We start from the raw sequence: 22,931 nt of genomic DNA on the forward strand, positions 1-22,931 counted from the left end.
GTTATCCACAATCGGCGGCCGATCCGCCGCGGGCGCCCGGCGCTGGTTAGTGTCGGCGGCATGTCCACCAACTCGCAGCCCACGGCCGAGATCGCGGTCATCGGCGGTTCCGGCTTCTACTCCTTCCTCGACGACGTCGAGGAGGTGCGCGTCGACACCCCCTACGGCCCGCCGAGCGACGCCATCGCCGTCGGCGAGCTCGCCGGGCGCCGCGTCGCGTTCGTCCCCCGGCACGGCCGCGACCACCGCTTCCCGCCCCACAAGATCCCCTACCGGGCCAACCTGTGGGCGCTGCGGTCGCTGGGCGTCCGGCAGGTCCTCGCGCCCAGCGCGGTCGGCTCCCTGACCCCCGACCTCGGGCCCGGCACGCTCGCCGTCCCCGACCAGCTCGTCGACCGGACGTCCGGGCGCGCGCAGACCTACTACGACGAGGGCGCCGCGATCCACGTCTCCTTCTCCGACCCGTACTGCCCGGTCGGCCGGCGCACCGCGGTCGACGCCGCGCACGCCGCCGGATGGCCGCCCGTCGACGGCGGCACGCTCGTCGTCATCGAGGGCCCCCGCTTCTCCACCCGGGCCGAGTCCCGCTGGTTCGCGGGCCAGGGCTGGACCCTCGTCGGGATGACCGGCCACCCCGAGGCCGTGCTCGCCCGCGAGCTGGCCCTCTGCTACACCCCGCTCTGCCTCGTCACCGACCTCGACGCCGGCATCGAGGAGGGCGAGGGCGTCACGATGGACGAGGTGCTCCGGGTGTTCGGCGAGAACATCGGCCGGCTCCGCGACGTGGTCGCCGACGTGGTCAAGGCGCTGCCCGCCGACCGCGGCTGCGCCTGCCCCGCGGTCCTGGACGGCATGCGACTGCCCCTGGAGTTGCCGTGAACGCACGCGCGGCCCGGCTGCGGCGGCCGCTCGCGGCGCTGTTCGCCGCGGCCGCCGCGGGCCTGGCCCTCACCGCGCTGCGGCCAGGCCCGGCGGCGTCCGTCCGCGTCCTGGCGGCGGCCCGCGACCTGCCCGCCGGCACCGCGCTCGGCACCTCCGACCTGCGCGCCCTCGACCTGCCGCCCCCGGCCGTCCCGGCGGGCGCGGTGCGCTCCGGCGCGGCCGGGCGCGTCCTCGCCGGGCCGATGCGGCGGGGCGAGCCGCTCACCGACGCCCGCCTGGTCGGCGACGGCCTCCTGCGCGGCTACGGCCCCGGCACGGTCGCCGCGCCCGTCCGGATCGCCGACGCCGCCAGCGCCCGCCTCCTGCACTCCGGCGACCGCGTCGACGTGCTGGCCGGCCCGCCGTCCGCCGGCCCCGACATGCCCCGCGAGGACGACCGGTGGGGCGAGGCCCGCGTGGTCGTGTCCGGCGTCCCCGTGGTGACCGTCCCCCGCCGGCACGACGAGAGCGGCCAGGAGGGCGCCCTCGTGGTCCTCGCGACCGACCGCGCGCAGGCCCAGGCCCTCGCCGGCGCGGGCTCCGCCCTCTCCATCACCATCACCTGCTCCTGAACGCCCCGGCGCCGGACGGCACCGACTTGGCGCAAGGCGTGAGCTTTCATTACCATCCGTAGCCGTTCCGGTCCGGCACCACCGGACGGAGCACGGGTGACATTGCGCATGCGGGAGTTACGAAACCGTCCTATCAGGGCAAACACGGCGTGGACCGGCCGCGCCCCTCCCCCGCGCGCCCAGAGCCGATCCTCGCAGGAGGCCGTCCGACGGGACGCGCCTCACCGACCCCCCGGGAGCACACATGGGCGGATTCAAGAAATTCCTCTTCCGCGGAAACCTCGTCGAACTCGCCGTCGCGTTCGTCGTCGGCGCCGCGTTCGCCTCGCTGGTCAAGGACTTCGCGAACTCCTTCATCACCCCGCTGATCGCGCTGCTCGGCGGCAAGCCCGACTACACCCGCCTGGCGGTGACGATCGACGGCACCAGGTTCCCGTACGGGATCTTCGTCACCTCGGCGATCGCCTTCATCATCACCTCGGCGGTCGTGTACTTCCTCGTCGTGCTGCCGACCACGAAGCTGATCGAGCGGATGGACCGCGGGAAGGAGGCCACCGAGCGCGAGTGCCCCGAATGCCTCGCCGACATCCCGATCAAGGCGCGGCGCTGCCGGTTCTGCACCTCCGAGATCGTCCCGCGGGTGGAGGCGCCCTGACGCGTCAGTACTGGCTCTCGGTGCCGTACTCCCAGTGCCAGGGCTCGAACGGGTTGCTGTAGGCCCACGCCGGGTGGAACCACCCGTACTTCTTCGAGTTGGCCTTCAGCCAGTTGAACTGCACCGAGCCCTGGTTCTGCACCCCGCCGCAGACGTCGATGGCCTGGCCCTTGCCGTGGTTGCTGGTGCCGGGCACGGCCGCGAAGCCCGGCCGCCTCGCGTACACCGACTGCTGCTCGGCCAGGCTCCGGTAGGAGTCCGTCAGGCACATGTCGCGTCCGAAATGGGCCTTGTACGCGGCGTTCAGCTTGTAGAAGGCCAGCGCCGCGTCCGCGCGCAGCTCACGGCCCTTCTGCGGCAGCGGGCACAGGTACTTCTGCGGGATCAGCCCGTTGGGGAACTTCTTGGCGTCGGCGGCGAGGCTCTTGTCGCACCCGAGCTCCAGCCGCTTGCCCGCCGGCAGCTTCTTGAGCATCGCGTTCAGCTGGTCGGTCAGCTGAGCGGACCGCCGCTTGAGCCCGTCGATGTCCTGCTGCACGCGCGTCTGCGCGATCGCGCTGCGCGACTGCAGGTCCTGCGCGGTGGACGCGAGCTGCTGCTTGCGCCGCTGCAGCGCATCGGCACGGTCCACAAGCTCCTGCTGCGACTTGGCGAGCATGCTCACGTCCGCGGTGGCGCGCAGCGCCTCCTCCGGGTTCCCGCCGCCGAACACCGCCATCGACCCGGCGGCGCCGGGCTGCTGGTAGGAGGAGTTCGCCAGCCGCGCCAGCGGCTGGCGGATCCCGTTGAGCTGCGCCTCGGCGTCCGCGAGGTCCTTCAGCGTCGCCTTCAGCTTGCTCTGCGAGGCCGCGAGGTCCTTCTGGCGGCCTTCCATCTCCTTGGTGGCCGACTCGAGTTCGTCACGGGCCTTCGCGGCGGCCTCGCGCAGCGACTTCACGTCGTCCCCGCCTTCGGCCGCCCTGCCGGCACCCTGCGGCACGAGCGTCGCCATCACCAGGACGGCCGCGGCCAGCGCAGCCGACCGGGGGTTCGGCACGGTGGTTTTCCTCCTGATGCCCGAATGCGAACAGCGGCAGAACGCTACTACAGGTTCATCGGTGAACCGGGCGTAACCGCCTCAGCGGCCCATGTGACGATGGCGATGGCACCATTGATCGAGGAACGGCACGTCCGACCACGGGCAGGTCGGCCGCGTCTCCGGCGGCCGCGTCGGCGACGGCGACGGCCTCCTCGTCGGCGCCGCCGACGGCTCGGCGGCCCGCTGGGGCGCCTTCGTCTCGGCCTGCGGCCGGCTCGCCGGCGGAACGTACTGCCCGAACGTCGGCTCGCCCGACGGCGAGGCCTGCACGGCCTTCGGCGTCGGCGTCGGCGTCACCGCGCCGCCCGGCCCGTCCACCGGCTCCTCGCGCAGCGAGAGCGCCACCACGGTCGCCAGCACGACGGGCAGCAGGAAGGCCCCCGCGATCACCGAGATCCGCCTCCGCCGAGGCGCGCGCTCCTCCGCGGCCTCTTCGGTCTCCCCGGTCTCCCGGTCCTTCGGCTGCCCGCGATGCCGACCCGTCACGGCACCGAAGCGTACCCACACCGGCCCCACCGGGCCTAGAGCGCGCGCACCCCGTCTCCCGCGGCCCTCTGGCACTCTCCCGGGCTCTCCCGCCCCCCATAACGGGGAGCGCCCAGTACGCCCCTTCCCGTACCCTGTAGGTGCCGTCCGCTACGCTCTTCCGGCAAGCGACGACACGCCTCCGTAGCTCAGGGGATAGAGCACCGCTCTCCTAAAGCGGGTGCCGCAGGTTCGAATCCTGCCGGGGGCGCCCTGATCACCAGCAAGAACAAGCCCCTGACCAGCCAACGCCGGTCAGGGGCTCTCTGCTATGTGCGGTTGCATGCAGCCGTGCGCGGCGCGCTGCGGTCACCTGGTCCCGATACGGTCCCGCGCCAGAACCCGCTTGGCGAACGCCACCGTCCCTACACTCCGGGCAGGACGGTCAGCCCATAGGACGCCAGGACGCTTCCCAGAGCGCCACTGACCACCGGAGAGTTGAGGATTCCAATGGCAGTTCCTCCCCAGCGCTGGACGCGGGTGGGGTCCGGATCACCGTCCCCTGCTTCGGACTCCAAGCGGTCGGCCGTCTCCAACAACTCCTCGGCCTCCGTCTCAGGCAGGCCCAACACCGGTGCAGCTTGGCGCACGGCTCGTGCGAACATCACGATCGCCGCAGGATCAACACCATTGACCGTTGAGGCGTTCATCGTGAAGTCGCGACTGTTCGCGGCAATATTGCCAGAGTTGTTCCCGATGTGGAAAACCGGGCCACTCGCCTGGTCATGGCGCCGTTCGTACTCACTCACATCTCCCCCATAGTGTTCGGCGCAGTCATCCCCTTCCGCGGTGGTGTGTGCTCGGAGCAGCCCCTCGCGACCCCATGCGCCCACACCTTCGATCAAGCCCTTGCTTTTGAGATACGCAGACGCACGGTCGATCTCGTCCAACTGCAGACGCTCGCCCTCGAACATGGACTCGGCCGCAATCAGGACACCTTGAACGACAGGCATGTGCACGCCTTCGTGCTTCTGCCTCCAGAGCCAGGTGAGCACGCCACGGCGAGCTGCGGCAGCTCTCAGCACTGGGTCGGCACGCGCGCGTTGCCGAGCTTCCACCAAGCCCGCCCCCTCCGGGGTAAGGCGCGCTTCTGGGTTGCCCAGAGACCTCTGCTCGTCATCCAGCGAGCCCCGTTCGACACAGAAGCGCAGTAAAGCGAAAGCTCCTTGACCATCCATTCCGTGATCTTCGGCGAACGGAGTTAGATCCACATACCCGGTAGAGCGCTCGCCGGCATGATCACTTACCCACTCCAGGGCATCCACGTGTAGCTCAGCAAATTTCTTAGACACTTCCCCTCCCATCGCACAAGACTCTAAACCTTGATCGCAGCACTTCAACCATCCCGACATGCAACCTCAATACCGAAAACCTCCCAACAAGGGAGAAGGTTCACATATCGCCGGGATGCCCCCGACAGGATCAGCCGGGGGCATCCCGGTGCGCCCAGATCAATTGCCCTTCAGGGCATCAGAGATACGGCGCTTGGCGGCCTCGTCCTGCCCAGCGATGCACTTCGCGTAGGTCCTGAGCAGCACCTCCACACTGTGGCCTGCCCACTCGGCGACCTGGGGGGCCGGTACGCCAGCGTTGAGCCAGGTGGACACACACGCGTTGCACCGCTACTGGTTCACTCGACAGAACCTTGGTATCGCTGCACTAGCGACTCAATCGCCATTTGCAAACGTGGATTGTCCCTTGATCCTCGCCAACTTGCGATGCAAGCATGAGTATCTTCTGAGTCTACCGCCACAAAAGCTTCACCCTGAGGAAGTTTGCCATTAGTTATAACCAGCACCGGAAAAATTCTGTCACCGAAACCTGCAACCCACTTGCGAAGTGTCGAAGAGTTGAGTTCTTGGCGATGATATTTGACAACAATTCCAACGGTCATCGCCTTTGATAGGTGCAGGTAGGCATCTACGTCGAAATCAGGTTCACTTCGAGTGGTTGCCTGAGGAAAAATAATCTGGAGGTTAGCCAGCACCACGCGCTCAAAAGTTTGTGGCGTAATATGCTCGACAACCCTTTCCAATTGGCGGTCAAGCGCCGCTAGTGCAGTCTGAATAGTTGAGTTGCTGGTTGAAAACCCTATCGGAGAGTGCGCTGCTTCGTTGCGCACCCTGAGAATACTGCGCAACTCTTCCATATCATCATTGGAAAGCTGGGCTGTCTCGGCATATTTCTGAATCACATAGGAAAGGCTGGAGCGACCTTCTGGCAGTTCACCAATACGCTCCTTCATTGCTCGTTCTAAAGCAGCCCAGCCTTGGAGGACTTTTACTTCATCTACCGCCCGATCGGCGGGTTCAGCGCGCCTCAGTACCCTACGCGCAGTCCATATAGACCAATATGCCCCTGACGCACCGATAAGGCTTATCGCGGTAGCTGTAATGGTTGTCCAGCTGTTTAGGCTCACGGCAGCGAGCACCGCGCCCACTACGACAAGAATGAGCCCGGAAATCCCAAACCACGATATAAGACCTGGCCGAAATGGTCTGTCTAGCTCCGCAGTGGCAAGTCCCAGCTCGTTAAGAGCATCCTTCACTTCGCTGACCGTGACTTCAGAGGGGGGAGTCGGGCGCGCGGCCTGCGACCGCGCTGCCAGTCGAATGATGTCTTGGCGTACGTCATCGAGCGATTTCGCCAAGAACGATTCGGCGTCTGGATTAAGTCTTGGTTCCGCAGCTGGGTTGAACTCTTCCGGCTCGTTGCTCACCGCTCTCTCCAATGGAAGCAGAACAAGGCAAGGGCGCCGCAGATCACCATGCCAACCGCCCCCCAGGGCTTGGTGACATTGTTAATGAAAATGCCTCCAATAAAGGTGGCTAACATGATGACAGCTTCTGCAATTATTACACGCGTAGTGCGCTTCTGTTGTATATAGCCCCGCCTCAGCCAAACGGCGACGTCAGTCACCATGCCCGGCGTCACCATCGGATCACCGGAACCGGAGTGCTGCGCTGCTGCCAGTCGACCCGCCTCGTCCACCAGATCTTGCCCGTGCTTGGTGAGGGCGTCAGAAAGCGCTTTGCGTGATTGCTCGGGTAAGTCGGCGCTTCCCGTGACGACGATGCGCAGCTCATCGGGCACTCGGTCAGCCTAGTGCTTGTGCCCGGTTTGGGCGCCTGGAACAGTCGTGGCCACGTTGCCCCCAGATCGCCATGTCGAGGGCGAACCTGCGTCGGGCTCATCATGGTCGGTCAACGGGCATCCTAGTCTCAACCCGACGAAGCACTGAAGTCGTCCTGTCCACATCCTGACTGGCGCTGTCGGCCTCGACGCCAAGCCAGGAGCCGCACCTGAGCGCCAGACACGGACGTTTACTGGAGTCCGAGATAGATGAGAAGGGCGGCGTAGCGATCGGTGTGAGTGCTTGATCGTTCCCAATGCGGTCCCATGGGTATCCTCGGCGAGGTCGTTGGCTGGGAGTTTGCGCAGCTAGACGAGTAGTTCCGATGTGTTCAGTGGTCGAAGGCGGTCAGTGACCGGGTGATGGGTTGGCTGGTGCGGTGGTTGTGCCAGATTGCTGCGGTCATGGCCAGGATGCGCTGGGCGACCCGTATGGCCACGCCCTCGAAGGTGCGTCCGCCGTGTCGTTCCAGGTCGAGTTGGCCTTTGAGGGTGTCGTTGACCGACTCGATGAGCTGGTGGACCGGCTTGAGCAGATGCTCTCCGGCTCGGGCTGGTTCGCTGCGCATCGATGGCCGTAGTAGCTGGACACCGCGAAGGTGAAGGTCGTGTTCGAACCAGCGGGCCCTGAAGCCCTTGTCGGCGATCAGCAGTACGCCGGGCCGCTCGGCTGCCAGGCCGGGGTCGACGTCCAGCATCGCTGCCACCACCTGGCGTTCGTCGAGTTTGGGGTTGGCCAGCGCCCAGGTGATCGGCATGCCCGCCGGAGTGCAGATCAGATACAGGCGCAGCCCCCAGAACCAGCGTGAGTGCGAGCGGCAGTAGCCGTAGCTCGCCCAGCCGGCCAGGTTGGAGCGCTGGGTGGTGGGGCGGGAGCGGCCGCACTCCACCGGGGTGGAGTCGGCGATCCAGACATCGTCCAGCCAGAAGTCGGTGTCGACCGCCAGCAGCCGGATGACTCGTTTGACCAGCGGCAACGCCGACCGCAGTCGCTTGTTGTAGCCGGGCCGCTTGGGCAGGTAGGGGAACATGCCGGCCAGATGAGCGCGGGCGAACCGCAACCACCGGGCTTCGGAGGTGCAGCCCAGCAGGGCCTGGGCCACCGCCAGGCAGACCAGCTCGGAGTCGCTCAACAGCGGCGGCCTGCCCAGCCATCGCCGACATCCGATCTCGTCATCGATCTTCACGTACAGTGCGGTCAAGAGGGTGTTCAGGTCTGTCGTCACAAACGGATCTTGAACACCCTCGCCGCGTCTACAAGCCCGAACTTCGGAACTACTCGTCTAGTTGGCATGGCGAGATTGCGGTGACCACCTGACTCCTAAAGCGGGTGCCGCAGGTTCGAATCCTGCCGGGGGCGCCACAAGCGGGTCACTCTGAATAGCGGCAACGCCTCCGACCAAGGCCGGAGGCGTTTCGCCATCGAGATCCGCCGGTTCGGCGCAGGGCTTATCGCGGTCACTCCCGAGGCCTCATCGGCAAGTTCAGGTTGCCGCCTTGGCGTCTCCGAGCAGTTCCAGTGTGAGCCCCGCAGCGGGGCGGCCGGTCGAGCATCCTCCCGAGTGCCGACTGCGGACGGACATCTCTGCCGCTGGCGGACTCCGACCCGCCCGTCCGCGATACCGGTAAGCAGCCCGCCGCTTCGCCGGCGAACAGCTACGCCGCCTACACCTTGTTCTGGACGAATCGACGTGATGGGCGCCGTGCGAGGCGGGGCATGAAGGGGTGAGTGACTTGGATCACAAGATGTGGCTTCGTGGTAAGTGATCTTCGTCTGCGGGTTCTGTCGGTTAAGGGCAGGACGTCGTGCACCGCACCATGCGGCGGGGATGCGAGGAGGTCGGGCATGGACTGGGAGCCGTTGCTGGCGGCGGTGATCGGTGCGGTGACCGGAGGGGTGGACCGGCGGCTCCAGGACCGGTCGCAGCGGGTCCCGCCGTCGGTGGAGGGCCCGGAAGTCCTCTCCGAGTTCTCGGACGGCTGCGAGTCCCTGGTGCGGTTCGTGCAGTCCCGTCGCGTTTCCCGGGCCGATGCGGAGGACGCCGTCTCGCATGCCCTGCTGCGGGCGTGCGAGAAGGCGAACAGAGAGGGCGAGGATCTGGGCGCCCAGATCCAGAACCTGCAGGCCTGGTTGCGGGTGGTGGCGCTGAACCGGGTCCGGGATCCCCGTCACCGCCGCCCGGAGTCGCCGGTCGAACGGCTTCCGGACCTGGCCGCGCCCGGCCTGGGCCACGGTGACCTCGTCGTCGAGGCCCTCTACGTGGCGGCCGTGCTCCGGCGGTTGCCGCCGCACCTTCGCCAGGTGCTGATAGGGCGCATGTATCACGTGTCCTATGACGAGATCGCCGAGTCGTTGGACATCGAACCGCAACTGGCCCGGAACCGCATGCGGCTGGCGCGCCATCGCCTTCGCGGGCCGCTGGCCGTGCGAGTGCGGAGAGCGGACACGGTCGGCGTCGTGGAGCAGGTGGCCTCGCTGGCGGGTCACCTGTCAGCTCATGGCGGTGATCTGCGGACGATGGGCCACGAGGAGCGTCTGGAGGTCGGCGCCAAGGCCACCGAGCTGCGCAGGACGCTGCTCGGCTGCCGGGCCGGGAGGTTCGGCGCCGAGGAGTCGAAGATCATTGTCGGGAAGGTCGCCGTGCTCGCGGAGGCGCTGGTCGCGGACCGCGACGAGCGTGCCGCCCGCGACCTGGCCCGGGCCGCCGTACGGCATCTGCGGTTCCTGCGCAGTCCGTCCACCGAAGCGTTTCGGATCCGGCGTGCACTGGCCGAGGCCTGGTCCGAACTCGGCGAGCACCAGCGGGCCGAGAAGCTGCTGCGGGCGCTGAGCCTGGACGAACAGAACCACTTCGGTGCCGCTGACCCGCGGACGGAGCTGCTGCTGCACTGGGCACTGATGAATCAGGGCCGGTTCACCGAAGCCGAGGCGGGGTTCGTCGCGCTGACGTCGCGCCTGGGCGCGCTACCGGCCCGCAAGCAACTGCTGCTGCATGCGCTGTGCCGGCACGCTTGGCTGCTGGGGCGCCTGGGCCGGACGGAGGAGTCGGTGCGCACCTACACCCGCGTCATCTCCAGCCGGACCCTCGCCCTGGACACCTACCACCCCGACACCCTCGACGCCGGGCATTCGCGGGGCAAGGGCCTGGCCCTGGACGGGCAGGGAGAGCGGGCGTTCGTCCTGCTGGATCCCCTGCTGGACGTTCGTGCCCGCGTCCAGGGGGACCGGCACCCCGACGCCCTGGAAACCGCGAAATACCGGCACATCGCCCGCGTGCAGACAGAATTCCGAGACGACCGCGCCGTCATCGAGGCGTTCGGTGGTCTCACCGAGATCCTGGACGTCCAGACCCGGCGACATGGCGCCCGGCACCCCGCGAGCCGTGACACGGACCGATGGCTCGCCTGGCTTCAGGACGTTCGGGGCGCGAACCGGTTGCGGGGCCCGCTGCCCCCGATTCCCATCCCGGACGGCGTCTAGGACCAGGTGATCGCGCCGAGGTCGTAGTGTTCGTTGAAGTCCGGTGACGGGTCTTGTTCGAACTGGATCTCTTTGCCGTATGGCGGGTCTTCGTACCGCACCTGCGTCATCGGGCGGGAATGTGATGACACGGCGAGCAGGCAGGTCTTCCATTCGGCGCCCTTGCGATCGAACTCGTCGGAATCGGGTGGGTACCCTTCCCGGCAGCCCGGCAGCCGCATCTCGCCGGACACGGTGACGTCGGGACCCCAGTCGCCGAAATCGCCGGTGAAGCGCGGGGTGCCCGGCGAGAAGGCGTTGCCGCTCTCGTTGGTGATGATGATCCTGGCGTGGTACGCGATGTTGCGTTTCAGAACCGCCCTGCTGTCTTCGTCGAAGTTGCCTTGGACCTTCGAACCGGGGGTCGTCCGGATGCGTTGCACCACGATGCCCAATACACCCTCGACGTAGGTCTTCTGCAGGGGGTAATAGTCGCGGAAGGGCACGATCGCCTTCTCGCCGAACCGCAGTCGTGTACCAGGCCGGGTCATTTTATCGGTAAGGCGAATCGGTGCGGTCGGAATCGCTGTCGTCCCGGGTATCGGTGTCGACGTGGCGGGCGGTGGGGCCGTCGGCGCGGTCGTGGCGGGAGCCGCCGACGGTGCGGTGGCCTGGCCCGCGGAACAGCCCGCCAGCATCAGGCAGGAGATCAAGGCGAAGGCATGGCTGCGCATAGGCGGAGTATCCCTGAACCCCACCGGGACTGGGTCCTGAAAGGGATGCTGTCGGTGGTTAGGCTTCCGGCAAAGGCGAGGTTTCGCAGGCGGACGGGAGCCTTCATGGACGTGCCGAGTGGAATCGACCGCAGGGCGCTGGCCCGCCACATCGCCGCCGACGTCGACCGGGCGGCGCCGCTGCTCGCGCGGATACTGCTCGTCCGCGCGGTCTCGAACCTCCGCCGCCACCGCGGCGGCCATGCCCTCTGGGTGGCGAAGGACATGGCCGCCGACTGCGGCGCGGAACTCAAGGCGGCCGGGGCGACCACACGGGAACTGGCCGGCGTTCTGGTCCCCGGCCATGACGCCGACCGCGACCTCACTTCCGCGATCGACGCGACCCGGCGGTTGAGTCACGCCATCAGCAGCGAGGACGCCGCATATGCCAGGTACTCGATGGCCACGGACCCCGACATCTCCATCGATAAGAAACGGGCCAGTGAGCTGGGCAACCAGTGGGACGACGAGAGGGGACAACTCCGCGAGGCCCGCCATGCGATGCCTGCGGGCCTGGGTAGCGGCAAGACCGGCTCGGTGCTGCTGGACCGCGCCCTCGACCGCGTCTTCAAGCGGGGCATGTACTACCAGGCCCGCTACTACCTGTTCAGCGGGGAGCCCGAACGCCAGTGGCGCCGCCGCGTCGCCGGAGTCCTGCACGCCGCGGCGTGCGCCAATCTGGACCGCGGTAACCAGGCCGCCATCGGCGACCTGGCCGTCAACATCCGCGACGGGCGCCGCGCGCTCGACGGCACGGCACCGAGCGCATGGGCGCAGCAGGCAGTGAGCCGTCTCGAAACGATCGCGGCCCCGGTATTCGCCCAGCAGGAACCGCTCACGCCTCGCAAGGCCACCGCGATCCGGCTGCTAGCCCTGTGCCTGGCCCGCGAAGCGGAGACCGCGCGCGCGCCCGCCCCCGGCGACCCGTTCCGTGGCGTCGCCGTCGGCATCACCCTGCTGGAACGCGACACCATCGATTGAGAGCGCCCTCGCAGGACGGGTGTTCTGGCGCAATGGACGGGCGGTTCCAGGAGCGCTGCTGGAACGCGGTCATTGTGTGAGCCGGTACACGCGGACGACGCGGTCACGGCTTCCGTAGACCTGCTGCCAGCGTGGTCCCGTCCAGGTCGGATCGGCCAGCATCGGCTGAGCGGCCCTCCGGCAGACCGCGCAAAGCCGTCCGTTGTCGGTGTCGTACAGCACGAGAAGGTCCCCTGGCCGTGGCCCTTCGGATTCTGGACGGACGGCGCGGATCCGGGTCGACCAGGCCCGCCCGCCCCAAGGGCCGTCCTGGTAGACCCGGAGCAGCTTGCCGGTGCGGGGGTCCGTCCACACGCGGGAGCCCCGGCTGTCGTGATCATGCATCCAGGAACGCAGCGCCTCCATCTGGGTGCCGCCGCCCGCCCGGGTCGACGGCGCCTCCCACCAGGAGCGGGCGGCGGTGACACAGGTGATCAGGGCGACGGCCAGCACCAGCCCGGCCGACAGGACGAGCCGCGACCGGGCCCGGTCGGGGATCCGGCCGGCCAGGAACACCGCGCCGAGCCAGAGCAGTCCCAGCCCGCCCAGCACGAACTCGGGGAAGATGGGGAACCAGTACCGGATCAACTGCAGCCGCAGTTTGGGAGCGCTGGGGTCGAGGACGCCGCCGAGCAGGGTGAGCGGCACCCACAGCAGCGCGCAGCAGGCGACGGGGACCGCCATCCGGCGCGGACGGAGCAGTCCGCCCAGCAGGGTCAGGCCGAGCAGGGCGACGAGAAGGCCGCCGTCCGGATACGTCCGCAGGGTCTTGGGCAGCCGGAGCACGTACAGCATCCGCGGCTTGTCGCGGTAGGTGGAGGCGATGTCGGGCGCCGACGGCCGCTGGCCGTGTCCGGTGATCGCCAGCATCCGCGCCAGCGGGTCGCCGTAAAGCCGCCAGCACAGCAGGAGTTCCGCGGCCCCGATCACCACGATGGGGAGCAACACCCAGACCATCCGCGCCAGGCGGACCCTGCGATACAGCAGCACCAGGACGACCGGCCACATGAAGACCACGAACTCGCGGGCCAGGTAGGACCAGCCGAGCAGCGCTCCCACCGTGAGCAGCAGCGCCCTGCCGGGCGGGTCCGGCCGCTGGGTGGCGGACACCGCCAGAGCCGCCGCGCAGGTGAACAGGCCGGCCGCGAGGACGTCGGGCAGCAGGTCCGTCGAGTCGGCGAAGACCGGGGTCGCCGCGACCACGACCAGGGCGCCGGCCGTCCCCACCGGCCGGGCGAACAGCGCCGTGCCCAGCGCGTACGTGCCGAGGAGCAGTGTCAGCGTGGCCAGCACCGGCACGGTCGCGTAGGCGGCCTGCGAGTACCCGAACACGGCGATGGCCAGGCGCGCGGGAACGATCAGGCCGAACCGGGTCACCTGGTGCATCTCCGTGGTGGCCTCGACGGGCTTCGGGAACCGCGCCGCGGCCTCCAGGTAGTTGAGCTGGTCGGACGGGACGGGAATGCGCAGATGGGTCAGCAGGACCACGAGCCAGGCGAGCACGAGACCGCCCGGCAGCAGCCGCGCCGCAACCGCCCGGCGGCGAGCCGCCGGGGCTGACGGGGCCGCGCCCTGAGCGGCGGCGGCACTCAGGCCCGCGGACATGGCGAGAATCTCCCAGGTCCTGCCGGTGCCCGGGCGTCAGCCCGATGGCCAACGGATGAACAAACCACGGCGCCGGCCGTGAAGGCGGTGGCCTCAGGCGGCGCGTCGAGGCGACGAACCGGGAGTCAGTTCTGCTCGCTCCCCGGCAGGTCTCCGCGCGCCTTCATCTCGTCCAAGGCCTCGTCGGCGGCCGCGATCTCCCGGTGATACTGCCGGTGCACCTTGTACGTGCGCCCGGCCTCGATCCGGTGGTACAGCCCGGTCGGCTTGCCGAAGCGGAAGTCCCGGGGAAGGCGCTGCGCGCCGTCGCCGCCCACGATCAAGATGGCGCGGTCGGTCACCACGAACGTCGCCACCGGCACGGTGAAGATCCACCAACCGGTCTGCGCGAGGAATCCCGTCTGGATCCGCTCACCCGGCTCCAGGTGCGGCGCGGCCCGCTTGGCGATCAGTTCGACCCGTCGTTCCTGATAGCCCATGACTTCCCTTCAGAGCCCGACGTGCCAGCATCGTAGAGCAGCTCGGCGCTACGGCGGTTCGTAGCGTGCGGCGATCGCGGCGGCGCGGTCGCGCAGGGACGTGCGCAACCACTGCGGGGCCAGGGCCTCCGCATCCGTGCCGAGCTGCCACAGCGCCCATTCGGCGTGCCTCGGATCCTGGAAGGTCACGCTCAGCCGCACCCGGCCGTCCGGATCGGCTCCTTCGGCGCGGACGGCCAGCGCGGTGTCCAGCAGCTCGTCCTGACGCGCCGGGTTCAGCCGCACCAGCACGGTGACCTGGTCGCCGCCGGCCCGGAACCGTGTGCTGCGTTCCTGCCAGGCCCGGTCCAGATCGATCCGGTCCGGTCGCTCCGCGGGTTCGTCGAGTTCCTCGGCGGCCAGGATCCGGGACAGCCGGTAGGTGCGGTCCGCGCCGGATCTCGTGGCCAGCAGGTAGCCCCGGTCCCGTACGGTCACCAGGCCGATCGGGTCCACCGTGCGCCACTGCGGCGGCCGGCCCGCGGCCGCGTACTGGATGCGCAGCTTGTGCCCGGCGAAGACCGCTCGCCGGACCTCGGCCACGATGGTGCCGGGCAACTCCTCGTCGGCCACGCGGCGCGACAGGAGGTCGGTCTCCGGGTCGATGAGCAGCCGCTCGGCGGCGCCGGCCGCGATGTCCCGATGGCTTTCTGGCAGCGCGTCGACCACCTTGAGCATGGCGGAGGCGAGCGCCGAGCCGAGACCGAACGCCTGCGCGCCCCGCCGCGATCCGGCGATCAGCAGGGCGAGGGCCTCGTCGTGGTTGAGTCCGGTGAGCTCGGTGTGGAAACCGGGCAGCAACGCGAATCCGCCGTGCCGGCCGCGTTCGGCGTAGACCGGGACGCCGGCCGCGGACAACGCCTCGATGTCGCGCAGCACGGTGCGGGTGGACACCTCCAGCTCGCGGGCCAGCGTGGCCGCGGACAGCCGGCCGCGCCGGCGCAGCAACAGCACCAGGGAGACCAACCGGTCGGCGCGCATACGCGGACCTTAGCGATACACGACAGAGGGTGTCGTGATTTGTTGCGAGGCTTTCTCCACGGCGTCGAAAGGCGGCCACCAGGCCGATGGACGTACGCCTCGACGAATCGAATGGAGCCGATGTGGTCATGCAGCGAACGGCGGTCAACCCGTGGACGTGGTCGGTGGAGATGGGCTACAACCAGGGCGAGATCGTCTCCGGGCACGCCCGGACCCTGTACTGCGCCGGGCAGACCGCGATGAGCGGCGACGGCAGGCCCCAGCATGCCGGTGACATGGCGGCGCAACTGGCGCTGAGCCTCGACAACCTGGAGGCCGTTCTCAGCGGGGGCGACATGTCCCTCGCGGACCTCGTCCGGCTCAACGTCTACACCACCGACGTCGATCTGCTTTTCCAGCACTACGGGATCCTGGCGTCGCGGCTGGGCGCCGCCGGGGTGGCGCCCGCCACCACGATGCTCGGAGTGACACGGCTGGCCATCCCCACCCTGATGGTCGAACTCGAGGGAACCGCCGTCGCACCCCTCAACCCCTCTCCGGACGCCGCCCGGTAGGCGTGGCCAGCCAGGTTTGGAGGGCCCAGTGCCAGGTGAGGGCGCGGCCGAGGGTCTCGCCGGGCGGGGCCTGGTGGGTGAAGTCGGTGAGGGCGCCGAACCGGCGCAGGCGGTGTTTGACCGTGTTCGGGTGGATGTGCAGGGCGTCGGCGGTGCGGCCCGGGTGCTCGCCGTGGTCGAGGTAGGTGAGAGCCGTCTCGGCCAGGAGGCGGTGGAACTCGTCGGACGGGTCGAGCCGCGCGAGGTGCTCGCGGGCGAGGACCGCGCCGAGGTCCGGATAGGCGTCCAGGGCGACCGGCATGGCGAGGTCGGTGAGGCGGCGGAGGCCGTCCAGGCCGCGGCGCCGTGCCGAGGCGAGGGCGGCGAGGCAGAGGCGGTAGACGCCCGGGAGGTCGCCGGGCCGCACCGGCGGGCCGGCGACCGCGAGGGGGTCCGTGCGGGCGGGCAGGCGGGTCGTGACGGCGCACCAGTGGCCGTCGACGAGGCCGGAGACGCCGTCGGGCAGGGCCATGGCGGCCTCCGTGCGGCGGGCCTCGCGCGGGTCGCCGATGTCGGTGACCAGGCAGTGGTAGCGGCGGGTGGCCGACAGGCCGGCGTCGGCGGCGCGGGCGGGGCCGCCGCCGAGCAGCTCGCGCAGGGCCTGGACGCGGGCGGCGTGCGCCGACTGGGCGAGGCTGAGCTCGGACTCGCGGTAGGCGTGGATCAGCCGGTTCTGCAGGTCGTTGGCGTAGCGGTCCAGCTCCATGATCTCGCCGATCATGGAGTCGAGGGACACCCCGGCCGCGCGGGCCTCCTGCATCAGGCGCGTCAGCACGTACGAGCGGGCCGCCTGGAAGCCGTCGAGCAGGGCGGCCAGCGGGACGCCCTGCAGCGCGCGGTCGGTGGCCAGCCGGTCGGCGGCCCGGGTGTCCTCCTCGCTGAGCCCGGACATGTCGATGAACGCGGCGGACACGACGGCGAGCAGCGCGGCGATGTGCCGCCGCACCTCCTGCACCGGCAGGCCCGCGATCGGCGGGGACTCCGACCGGGCGGCCTCGACGACGGCGTCGAGCAGCCCGGGGTCGGCGCGCATGCGTTCCATGAGCCGGCGGAGCACCGTGCGTTCCGACATGTCCTCTCCCGCGTGGGGCGCCGCGAGGATCCCGCGACGCCCCAGTCTGCCTGGTTCAGCCCGCGGGCGTCAGTGCCGCGACGGCCTCCGGGGCCGCGAGGCCGGTGCGCTCGCGCTGCGGGAAGACGCCCACGGGGACCCGGGCGACCTCCTTCGCCGTCGCGTAGTCGATGACCGAGACGGCGTTGGCCTTGCTGAGGGAGACGAAGCAGCGGGTCCCGTCCGTGCTGGTCGTCCCCCAGTACGGGAGGCTGTTCACCGGGTAGGTGAAGATGCCCTTGGTGGACAGGTCCGAGGTGTTGACGATGGCGGTGTAGTCGTCGATGGTGCCGACGTCGCAGAGCTGCCGGCCGTTGCCGGACAGCGCGAGGCCGTGGTGCGCGGAGTTCTGCGGGTAGTCGTCCGGGCTCAGCGCCTTGCCGTGGTCGCTGTAGGGCATGGTGACCGTGTTGACGATCTTCCCCTGGTTCAGGTCGTACTTGACGAACCCGTTGAGGTAGGACTGCTGGGCGTAGAAGGTGTTGCCGTCGGGGGCGACCAGGTTCGGCCGGATGCCGTGCGGGAACTTCCACGTCTTGACGACCTGGAGCGTGTTCGCGTCGACCTTCTCCAGCAGGAAGTCGCCCTTCAGCAGTTCGAGCGACTTCGGCAGCGACGTGATCCCGATGCTGGTGTTGTAGATGTAGCGGCCGTCCGCGGTGAAGTCGTTCTGGTGCGGATAGGTCCCGGTGCCGAACTTGCCGGTGACCGCGCCGGTCCTCGGGTCGAGCACCTCGGCGACCTGCGCGGTCGTCGCCGAGATGACGTACTTCGTGCCGTCCGGCGACAGGGCGGCGTGGTCGGCGTGGAAGCCGTCCAGCCGGGTGTGCCACAGCTCCCGGCCGGTGGCCACGTCGAAGGCCGCGGCGTCGTCGAGGTTGCCGCGCGAGACGTACAGCGTGCGGCCGTCGGCGGCCAGCTGGACGTCGTCGACGAACCGGTCGCCGCCCTCGATCTGCTTGACGGTCTCGTACCCGGCGCGCTGGACGAGCGTCATCTCCGCGAGGCGCTGCTGCAGGTCGGGGATGACGTTGAAGGAGCCGAGGTTCTGGTAGGTGCGGCCGTCGACGAAGCTCACGCTTCCCGACTGGCTGTTGCCCACCAGCAGCACGTCGCGCATCGCCGCGGCGTCCGCGGGCGCCGCGGCCGCTCCCGCCGGGACGGCCAGGGCCGCGGCCGTTCCCGCACAGGCCACCAGGGCCTTCAGTCTTCTGCTGGACATGACGTCTCCTCTGGAAGTCGCCGCCGTCGGAACGGGTAGCGTCAAGTGTGAGGAGCCCGGCGGGCGCGGCAAAGGTCGCGGGAGCCAACGTGCGGGCGTCCGGATGTCGGGACGCGACAACCGGCCGCGGGAACCGGCGGACGCGCCGCGCCGCCGGCCCGCACCCGGGTTCGGGATGCGGGCCGGTGGGGAACGGCGTCAGTTCTGCCAGGGCCAGCCGGCCGCCGCGGTGCGGCGGGCCTCGATCAGCGGGACGAGGCGGAACGCGGCGTCGGAGAGGCCCCCGAAGGTGTGCCGGTTGCCGGTGCCGGACGGCCCGTGCCCGTACCGGTAGCCGGCGAGGTTCCAGGCGTAGACGGGAACGCCGTCCGGCACCTGCCCGGCCGGGTCGGCGCCTCGCACGCCGCCCCACGCCTGCTCGTCGGTCACGATGACGACGCGGTCGTGGCCCCGGTAGTTCGCCCGGACCGCCTCGGCGGTGTTCGTGCCGCCCATGGAGTGGAACCGCTGGAGGACGGTCAGCAGCGACTCGCCGCGGCGCACCTCGACCGTCCGGTGGCCGCCGCCGAACTCGACCAGGTCGGCCGAGCCGGCGCGCAGCGCGAGCGCGGTCCCGAAGACGGCGGCCGCGTCGGCCCGGTTGAGGCCCGAGCGCTGCGAGACCCGGTCGAACATCGAACCCGACCGGTCGACGAGGACCAGCGTCCGGCCGCCGAGCGCGGGCACGTTGGCCAGCGAGTGGTTCAGCGCCCGCTCCAGCGGCCACGCCCAGCGCAGCGACGGCGCCGCGTTGTAGGCGGCGAGGAACCGGAACGGGAACATCTTCGACCGGCCGATCGCCTCCGGGTCGGCGATCCTCTCCGCGACCCGCCGCGCCACCTCGTCCGGCACGCCCGCGACGTCGAAGTTCCGCAGGTTCCGGACCAGCGCGAAAACGCCCATCGACGGGATGATCGCCGTCCAGGCGGCGGCGTCCATCGGTCCCTGCAGCCATCCGGCGAGGGCCTCCCAGGTGATGCCGGCGCGGCGCAGCGTCTCCGGGTCCTCCAGGACCCGGCGGCGCTCGCCGACCGGCATGGACAGCAGCGCGTCCCGCCGCGTCAGGGTCTCCAGCGACGCGGGGATCGGCGCGTCGGGCCGGTACGGGCGCCGCACCGCGTAGCCGAACAGGTCGTGCTGCCACGGCCCCTGGAAGCGGCCTGCCTGCGCGCTGCCCTTCCGGTCGCCCGGGTGGGTGAGGTTGAGGATGTCGGCGAAGCCGATGCCCTTGCCCTCGCTCCCCCACTTGACGTAGTTGAACTCGGTGCCGAGCCGCAGGACGGCGTCGCCGATGCCGCGCTTGACCGGCTTGGGGATCGCGCGGCCGTAGGCGGCCATCCAGTAGGCGAGCGCCTCGCCCGGCTCGTCGGCGCGCCGCAGGACGCTCGCGACGAGCTGCCGGTTGCCGCCGTGCAGGCCGGCGCCGAGGCGGGCGCGGACCGCCTCCAGCGCGGCGACGACGGGCGCGGACCGCATGCCGGCCTCGGCGCGCAGCCACGGCAGGAAGCCGGCGAGCCACTCGACGTCCTCGACGGCGACCTCGTGCACCAGGGCGCGAAAACGGTCGTCGCGGTCGCAGGACTTTTCGTAGAAACCGTCCTCGCCGACCATATTCGAGACGGCGAGAAGGAAAAGCTCCGACTTGGCGTCGCGGGCGTGCCCGGGGGCGCCCTCGTGCGTGCGGCCGGTCGGGATCCGCTCGGACGCCACGGGGCTCGGCGTCGCGGCACGGGCGCCGCGAATGTTGAACTTCGCCATGAAGGAGCCTCCTTCCATAATGGGAGGAGGCGCTCGTCTCGCGGGGATGCCCGAGGTCGGAAAACCGGCGACGGTCCGACGCGTCCATTGCTCTGCCATTCTGAGCTACGCCGTCCCGAAGACGACGACGGGATTCGAACCCGCGACCCATGGATCCAGAGGAAGTAACCGTTGCCTGCGCACCGGGCTCCTGCGAGGAGCGTGCTCCTCCCGAGGTCAAGGCGGCGTACGGTTTCGCCCGGCCAAATCGGGCCACGGGCGCGCGTTGCGTCCCCGCAAGGAGTCGAACCTCGAAGTATCCGTTCGCCTGCGCACCGGGAGGTGCGTGTTCAGTTGTGTTCGCGGATCTCGCCCGGGAAGAGGAAGAACTCTCACCTTCGCACCGGGCGCGATCTGAAGTACTGCGGCGAACATACCTCGCGGGTCGCCGCCCGCGCATTCCATTAAATGCGCGGGCGGCGAAGGATCAGCCGTTGATCCTGGCGGCGGCGAATTGCGCGCCCTGGGGGACGGTGCCGTTCGTCGCGTAGGTGAGGTGGGCGGTGATGTCGACGCCGTTCGCGCAGACGGGGTCGCCGGTGTTGCAGAATTCCTTGGCCTTCGGGCCGTAGAGGGAGCTGGCGGTGTTGATCGTCTGGCCGTAGAGGCGCAGCGGGTTGCCGTAGACGACGACGGCCTTGACGCGCGGGGCGAGGTTCGTCGGGATCGTGCCGCCGGTGCCCAGCAGGGTCCGGATGCCGATGGCGATGTCGGTGACGCTGGCGCCCTGCGAGTACCCGCCGAGCACGAACGAGGTGCCGGGGCAGGACGCGGCGACGGACTTGACGTGGTTGCTCATGTCGGTGGCGCCGGGTCCGGCGCTGGTCTGGCCGAGGTCGGCGGCGTAGTTCACCGCGTAGGAGCTCACCGACTTGCCGGGCAGGTCGCCCTTGAGGGCGCTGGCGAACGGCGTCCCGACGATGCCCAGGCCGGGCAGTTCGCCGCTGCCGCGGGCGAACACGAAGTCGACGTCGGAGCAGGCGGCGGCCGACGCGGGGGCGGCGGCCACGGCGGCCAGGCCTGCGGCGCCCACGGCGCCGGAGAGGGCGACGGCCGCGAGCCGCCGGAGGGTGGGGGTGAGGGACATGCGGGCCTCTTTTCGTGCGCTGACGCGCAGGGTGGGAACCGATCCGGGCCCCGACCGATTCAGGGCCGGTCAGCCCCGCAACGTAGAGCGCGGCGGCTCCTCCCGCATCGGCAGAATCGCCGGTCTCGTCGGCCGGCGTCGCCGAAACCCGCGGGCGGTGCTGCGGGGTCGCGGGGGGCTGGCGATTTCCCCGATGCCGGGACGGGCGGGGCGGCCGACACTGTGCTTCCCCCCACCCTGTGCTCCAGGAGGCAAATCGTGCGACCACCCCTGCGCTCCCCCCGGCGGCGGGCCACCGCCGCCGTGCTGGGAGCGGTGCTCTTCAGCTCCTTCGTCGGCGCGGCGCCCGCCGCGCACGCCGCCGCGGACGACCCGGCCGTCAGCGTCCCGCCCGCGGGCAGCCACGGATTCCCGTTCCTCGCCGCGGCGGAGGACCTCGGCTCGCTCGGCTACACCGAGAACGAGTACTTCATCTCCGGCACCGCGAAGTCGTACGCCAAGTCCGGCATCTGGGGCTCGGACGGGCGGTGGAGCGTGCGCGAGTCCGGCAGCGCCGCGTACAAGACCCGGCTGCTCGTCCGGCGGCCCGCCGACCCGGCGAAGTTCAACGGGACCGTCGTCGTCGAATGGCTCAACGTCAGCGGGCAGCTGGAGCTGTCGCCCGACTACTGGTTCGAGCGCGACGAGCTGCTGCGCGAGGGGTACGCGTGGGTCGGCGTCTCGGCGCAGGCGGTCGGCGTCAACGGCGGGCTCGGCGAGATCCACGGGCTCAAGGGCTGGGACCCGGCCCGGTACGGCACGCTCGTCCATCCGGGCGACGCCTACTCCTACGACATCTTCTCGCAGGCCGGGCAGGCGCTGCGCTCCCCCGACGGGCCGGACCCGCTCGGCGGCCTGAAGATCAAGACGTTGCTCGCGGACGGCGAGTCGCAGTCGGCCGGGTTCATGACGACCTACGCCGACGCCGTGCAGCCGGTGGCGCAGGTCTACGACGGCCTCATGATCCACAGCAACAGCGCGGTCGGCGCGCCGATCAGCGGGCAGCTGGCGGACACGCTGACGATGCCGAACCCCTCGAGGATCCGGACGGACCTGAAGGTGCCGACGTTCGTCGTGCTCACCGAGACCGACGTGCCGCTGGCGTCGGCGGCGCGGCAGCCGGACACCGGCAGCGTCGTGCACTGGGAGCTGGCGGGCACGTCCCACGGCGACCAGTGGGCCTACGACCTCGGCGGTCCGACGCTGGAGAAGTCGGCGGGGTCGGCGGCGCCGCAGGCGGACTGCTCGGCCGGGTCGGCGCCGTTCAACGACGGTCCGGGCCACTACTCGATGAACGCGGCGCTGCGCCATCTGGCGTCGTGGGCGCGGGGCGGGGCGCGTCCGCCGAGCGGCGCGCCGGTGAACACGGTGCTGCGGGACCCGCGCACGGGCCTCGCCGCCGGCGGCGTCCGGCTGCCCGACGTCACGGTGCCGACGCGCACGCTCACCGGCCTTCGGAACATCGGCCTCGACGACGGGGTGTTCTGCGGCCTCTACGGCGCCCGCGACCCCTGGAACGGCGACAAGGACGGGTGGGACCGCCATGACTCCGGCGACCCGTCCGACCCGTCGTTCCCGCCGACCGCAGAGCCGGTGCTGAGCCGGCTCTACCCGACGCACGCGGGGTACGTGAGCAAGGTCCAGGCGGCGGCGCAGGAGTCCGTCGACGGCGGATACCTGCTGCCCGAGGACGCCGCGGCGATCGTCAAGGCCGCGCAGGACTCCGGCATCGGCGGCTGACCTCGAAGGACGGCGCGGCCGGCGGGCGCTCGCAGGACGAAGGGCCCCGCCGGTCGCGCGAAC

At 70.0% G+C, this 22,931-nt stretch carries 21 protein-coding genes and 1 tRNA gene; 8 read left to right on the top strand and 14 right to left on the bottom strand.

Going from position 1 to position 22,931, the window contains the following annotated elements:
- The first annotated feature begins 60 nt into the window (after positions 1–60).
- The 3 genes from ACA514_RS06620 to mscL all read left to right on the top strand — a co-directional run bounded on the left by ACA514_RS06620 (position 61) and on the right by mscL (position 2,148).
- Entirely contained in the window at positions 61–879 is an 819-nt protein-coding gene (locus ACA514_RS06620) for an S-methyl-5'-thioadenosine phosphorylase (protein WP_375040110.1), read from the top strand.
- Complete coding sequence (locus ACA514_RS06625; protein WP_375040111.1) at positions 876–1,493, top strand: RcpC/CpaB family pilus assembly protein; 618 nt, start codon at positions 876–878, stop codon at positions 1,491–1,493. The genes ACA514_RS06620 and ACA514_RS06625 overlap by 4 nt, the downstream gene beginning before the upstream one ends.
- 244 nt (positions 1,494–1,737) lie before the next feature.
- On the top strand, positions 1,738–2,148 hold the full coding sequence (mscL, locus tag ACA514_RS06630; RefSeq protein ID WP_375040112.1) for a large conductance mechanosensitive channel protein MscL: 411 nt from the start codon (positions 1,738–1,740) through the stop codon (positions 2,146–2,148).
- A 4-nt stretch (positions 2,149–2,152) separates the two neighbouring features.
- Here mscL and ACA514_RS06635 read toward each other — a convergent pair whose 3' ends face one another.
- Together ACA514_RS06635 and ACA514_RS06640 are read right to left on the bottom strand one after the other, a co-directional pair.
- Entirely contained in the window at positions 2,153–3,184 is a 1,032-nt protein-coding gene (locus ACA514_RS06635; protein ID WP_375040113.1) for a D-alanyl-D-alanine carboxypeptidase family protein, read from the bottom strand.
- 81 nt (positions 3,185–3,265) lie between these two features.
- Positions 3,266–3,712, bottom strand: coding sequence for a hypothetical protein (locus ACA514_RS06640; RefSeq protein ID WP_375040114.1), 447 nt, complete (start codon positions 3,710–3,712; stop codon positions 3,266–3,268).
- 177 nt (positions 3,713–3,889) lie between these two features.
- On the opposite strand from ACA514_RS06640, the gene ACA514_RS06645 reads away from it, so the two are divergent.
- Positions 3,890–3,962: transfer RNA gene (locus tag ACA514_RS06645), tRNA-Arg, on the top strand.
- Between the two features lie 154 nt (positions 3,963–4,116).
- On the opposite strand, the gene ACA514_RS06650 is transcribed toward ACA514_RS06645, so the two are convergent.
- The 4 genes from ACA514_RS06650 to ACA514_RS06665 all read right to left on the bottom strand — a co-directional run bounded on the left by ACA514_RS06650 (position 4,117) and on the right by ACA514_RS06665 (position 8,109).
- On the bottom strand, positions 4,117–5,055 hold the full coding sequence (locus tag ACA514_RS06650; RefSeq protein WP_375040115.1) for a hypothetical protein: 939 nt from the start codon (positions 5,053–5,055) through the stop codon (positions 4,117–4,119).
- A 326-nt stretch (positions 5,056–5,381) separates the two neighbouring features.
- Complete coding sequence (locus ACA514_RS06655) at positions 5,382–6,470, bottom strand: hypothetical protein (protein ID WP_375040116.1); 1,089 nt, start codon at positions 6,468–6,470, stop codon at positions 5,382–5,384.
- A complete protein-coding gene (locus ACA514_RS06660; protein ID WP_375040117.1) occupies positions 6,467–6,844 on the bottom strand; it encodes a hypothetical protein in 378 nt (125 codons plus the stop codon). The genes ACA514_RS06655 and ACA514_RS06660 overlap by 4 nt, the downstream gene beginning before the upstream one ends.
- Positions 6,845–7,215: 371 nt before the next feature.
- A complete protein-coding gene (locus ACA514_RS06665; protein ID WP_375040118.1) occupies positions 7,216–8,109 on the bottom strand; it encodes an IS982 family transposase in 894 nt (297 codons plus the stop codon).
- Between the two features lie 620 nt (positions 8,110–8,729).
- Here ACA514_RS06665 and ACA514_RS06670 point away from each other — a divergent pair.
- Positions 8,730–10,364, top strand: coding sequence for a sigma factor-like helix-turn-helix DNA-binding protein (locus ACA514_RS06670; RefSeq protein ID WP_375040119.1), 1,635 nt, complete (start codon positions 8,730–8,732; stop codon positions 10,362–10,364).
- Here ACA514_RS06670 and ACA514_RS06675 read toward each other — a convergent pair.
- A complete protein-coding gene (locus ACA514_RS06675; RefSeq protein WP_375040120.1) occupies positions 10,361–11,077 on the bottom strand; it encodes a hypothetical protein in 717 nt (238 codons plus the stop codon). The genes ACA514_RS06670 and ACA514_RS06675 overlap by 4 nt on opposite strands.
- A gap of 105 nt (positions 11,078–11,182) precedes the next feature.
- Between ACA514_RS06675 and ACA514_RS06680 the strand changes: the two genes are divergently transcribed.
- Positions 11,183–12,097: a hypothetical protein gene (locus tag ACA514_RS06680; RefSeq protein ID WP_375040121.1), complete on the top strand. Its 915-nt coding sequence runs from the start codon at positions 11,183–11,185 to the stop codon at positions 12,095–12,097.
- A 69-nt stretch (positions 12,098–12,166) separates the two neighbouring features.
- On the opposite strand, the gene ACA514_RS06685 is transcribed toward ACA514_RS06680, so the two are convergent.
- The 3 genes from ACA514_RS06685 to ACA514_RS06695 all read right to left on the bottom strand — a co-directional run bounded on the left by ACA514_RS06685 (position 12,167) and on the right by ACA514_RS06695 (position 15,240).
- Positions 12,167–13,741 carry a hypothetical protein gene (locus tag ACA514_RS06685; protein ID WP_375040122.1) on the bottom strand — a complete coding sequence of 525 codons (1,575 nt, stop codon included), beginning with the start codon at positions 13,739–13,741 and terminating at the stop codon, positions 12,167–12,169.
- A gap of 125 nt (positions 13,742–13,866) precedes the next feature.
- A complete protein-coding gene (locus ACA514_RS06690; RefSeq protein ID WP_375040123.1) occupies positions 13,867–14,220 on the bottom strand; it encodes a hypothetical protein in 354 nt (117 codons plus the stop codon).
- Positions 14,221–14,268: 48 nt separating this feature from the next.
- On the bottom strand, positions 14,269–15,240 hold the full coding sequence (locus tag ACA514_RS06695) for a helix-turn-helix transcriptional regulator (protein ID WP_375040124.1): 972 nt from the start codon (positions 15,238–15,240) through the stop codon (positions 14,269–14,271).
- Between the two features lie 128 nt (positions 15,241–15,368).
- Between ACA514_RS06695 and ACA514_RS06700 the strand changes: the two genes are divergently transcribed.
- The gene (locus ACA514_RS06700) at positions 15,369–15,794 is read left to right on the top strand and encodes a RidA family protein (protein WP_375040125.1); all 426 of its coding nucleotides are present in this window, start codon (positions 15,369–15,371) and stop codon (positions 15,792–15,794) included.
- On the opposite strand, the gene ACA514_RS06705 is transcribed toward ACA514_RS06700, so the two are convergent.
- From ACA514_RS06705 to ACA514_RS06720, 4 genes are all read right to left on the bottom strand, one after another.
- Complete coding sequence (locus tag ACA514_RS06705) at positions 15,766–16,905, bottom strand: helix-turn-helix domain-containing protein (protein ID WP_375040126.1); 1,140 nt, start codon at positions 16,903–16,905, stop codon at positions 15,766–15,768. The genes ACA514_RS06700 and ACA514_RS06705 overlap by 29 nt on opposite strands.
- A gap of 55 nt (positions 16,906–16,960) precedes the next feature.
- Entirely contained in the window at positions 16,961–18,166 is a 1,206-nt protein-coding gene (locus ACA514_RS06710; RefSeq protein ID WP_375040127.1) for a YncE family protein, read from the bottom strand.
- A 198-nt stretch (positions 18,167–18,364) separates the two neighbouring features.
- Positions 18,365–19,963, bottom strand: coding sequence for a TROVE domain-containing protein (locus tag ACA514_RS06715; protein WP_375040128.1), 1,599 nt, complete (start codon positions 19,961–19,963; stop codon positions 18,365–18,367).
- Between the two features lie 466 nt (positions 19,964–20,429).
- Positions 20,430–21,089 (bottom strand): cutinase family protein, encoded by a 660-nt coding sequence (locus ACA514_RS06720; RefSeq protein WP_375040129.1) that lies wholly within the window; start codon positions 21,087–21,089, stop codon positions 20,430–20,432.
- A 258-nt stretch (positions 21,090–21,347) separates the two neighbouring features.
- Here ACA514_RS06720 and ACA514_RS06725 point away from each other — a divergent pair, with 258 nt between their 5' ends.
- Positions 21,348–22,868 (top strand): alpha/beta hydrolase domain-containing protein, encoded by a 1,521-nt coding sequence (locus tag ACA514_RS06725; RefSeq protein WP_375040130.1) that lies wholly within the window; start codon positions 21,348–21,350, stop codon positions 22,866–22,868.
- Positions 22,869–22,931 lie beyond the last annotated feature (63 nt).

Source organism: Actinomadura sp. NTSP31, assembly GCF_041951385.1.
GTDB lineage: Bacteria > Actinomycetota > Actinomycetes > Streptosporangiales > Streptosporangiaceae > Spirillospora > Spirillospora napierensis.

Bases quoted from the DNA above. Each gene is read 5' to 3' on its own strand.
- ACA514_RS06695 (WP_375040124.1), bottom strand. From the start codon at position 15,240: ATGCGCGCCGACCGGTTGGTCTCCCTGGTGCTGTTGCTGCGCCGGCGC.
- ACA514_RS06710 (WP_375040127.1), bottom strand. From the start codon at position 18,166: ATGTCCAGCAGAAGACTGAAGGCCCTGGTGGCCTGTGCGGGAACGGCC.
- ACA514_RS06700 (WP_375040125.1), top strand. From the start codon at position 15,369: ATGCAGCGAACGGCGGTCAACCCGTGGACGTGGTCGGTGGAGATGGGC.
- ACA514_RS06670 (WP_375040119.1), top strand. From the start codon at position 8,730: ATGGACTGGGAGCCGTTGCTGGCGGCGGTGATCGGTGCGGTGACCGGA.
- ACA514_RS06685 (WP_375040122.1), bottom strand. From the start codon at position 13,741: ATGTCCGCGGGCCTGAGTGCCGCCGCCGCTCAGGGCGCGGCCCCGTCA.
- ACA514_RS06715 (WP_375040128.1), bottom strand. From the start codon at position 19,963: ATGGCGAAGTTCAACATTCGCGGCGCCCGTGCCGCGACGCCGAGCCCC.
- ACA514_RS06690 (WP_375040123.1), bottom strand. From the start codon at position 14,220: ATGGGCTATCAGGAACGACGGGTCGAACTGATCGCCAAGCGGGCCGCG.
- mscL (WP_375040112.1), top strand. From the start codon at position 1,738: ATGGGCGGATTCAAGAAATTCCTCTTCCGCGGAAACCTCGTCGAACTC.
- ACA514_RS06650 (WP_375040115.1), bottom strand. From the start codon at position 5,055: ATGGGAGGGGAAGTGTCTAAGAAATTTGCTGAGCTACACGTGGATGCC.
- ACA514_RS06675 (WP_375040120.1), bottom strand. From the start codon at position 11,077: ATGCGCAGCCATGCCTTCGCCTTGATCTCCTGCCTGATGCTGGCGGGC.
- ACA514_RS06620 (WP_375040110.1), top strand. From the start codon at position 61: ATGTCCACCAACTCGCAGCCCACGGCCGAGATCGCGGTCATCGGCGGT.
- ACA514_RS06720 (WP_375040129.1), bottom strand. From the start codon at position 21,089: ATGTCCCTCACCCCCACCCTCCGGCGGCTCGCGGCCGTCGCCCTCTCC.
- ACA514_RS06705 (WP_375040126.1), bottom strand. From the start codon at position 16,905: ATGTCGGAACGCACGGTGCTCCGCCGGCTCATGGAACGCATGCGCGCC.
- ACA514_RS06680 (WP_375040121.1), top strand. From the start codon at position 11,183: ATGGACGTGCCGAGTGGAATCGACCGCAGGGCGCTGGCCCGCCACATC.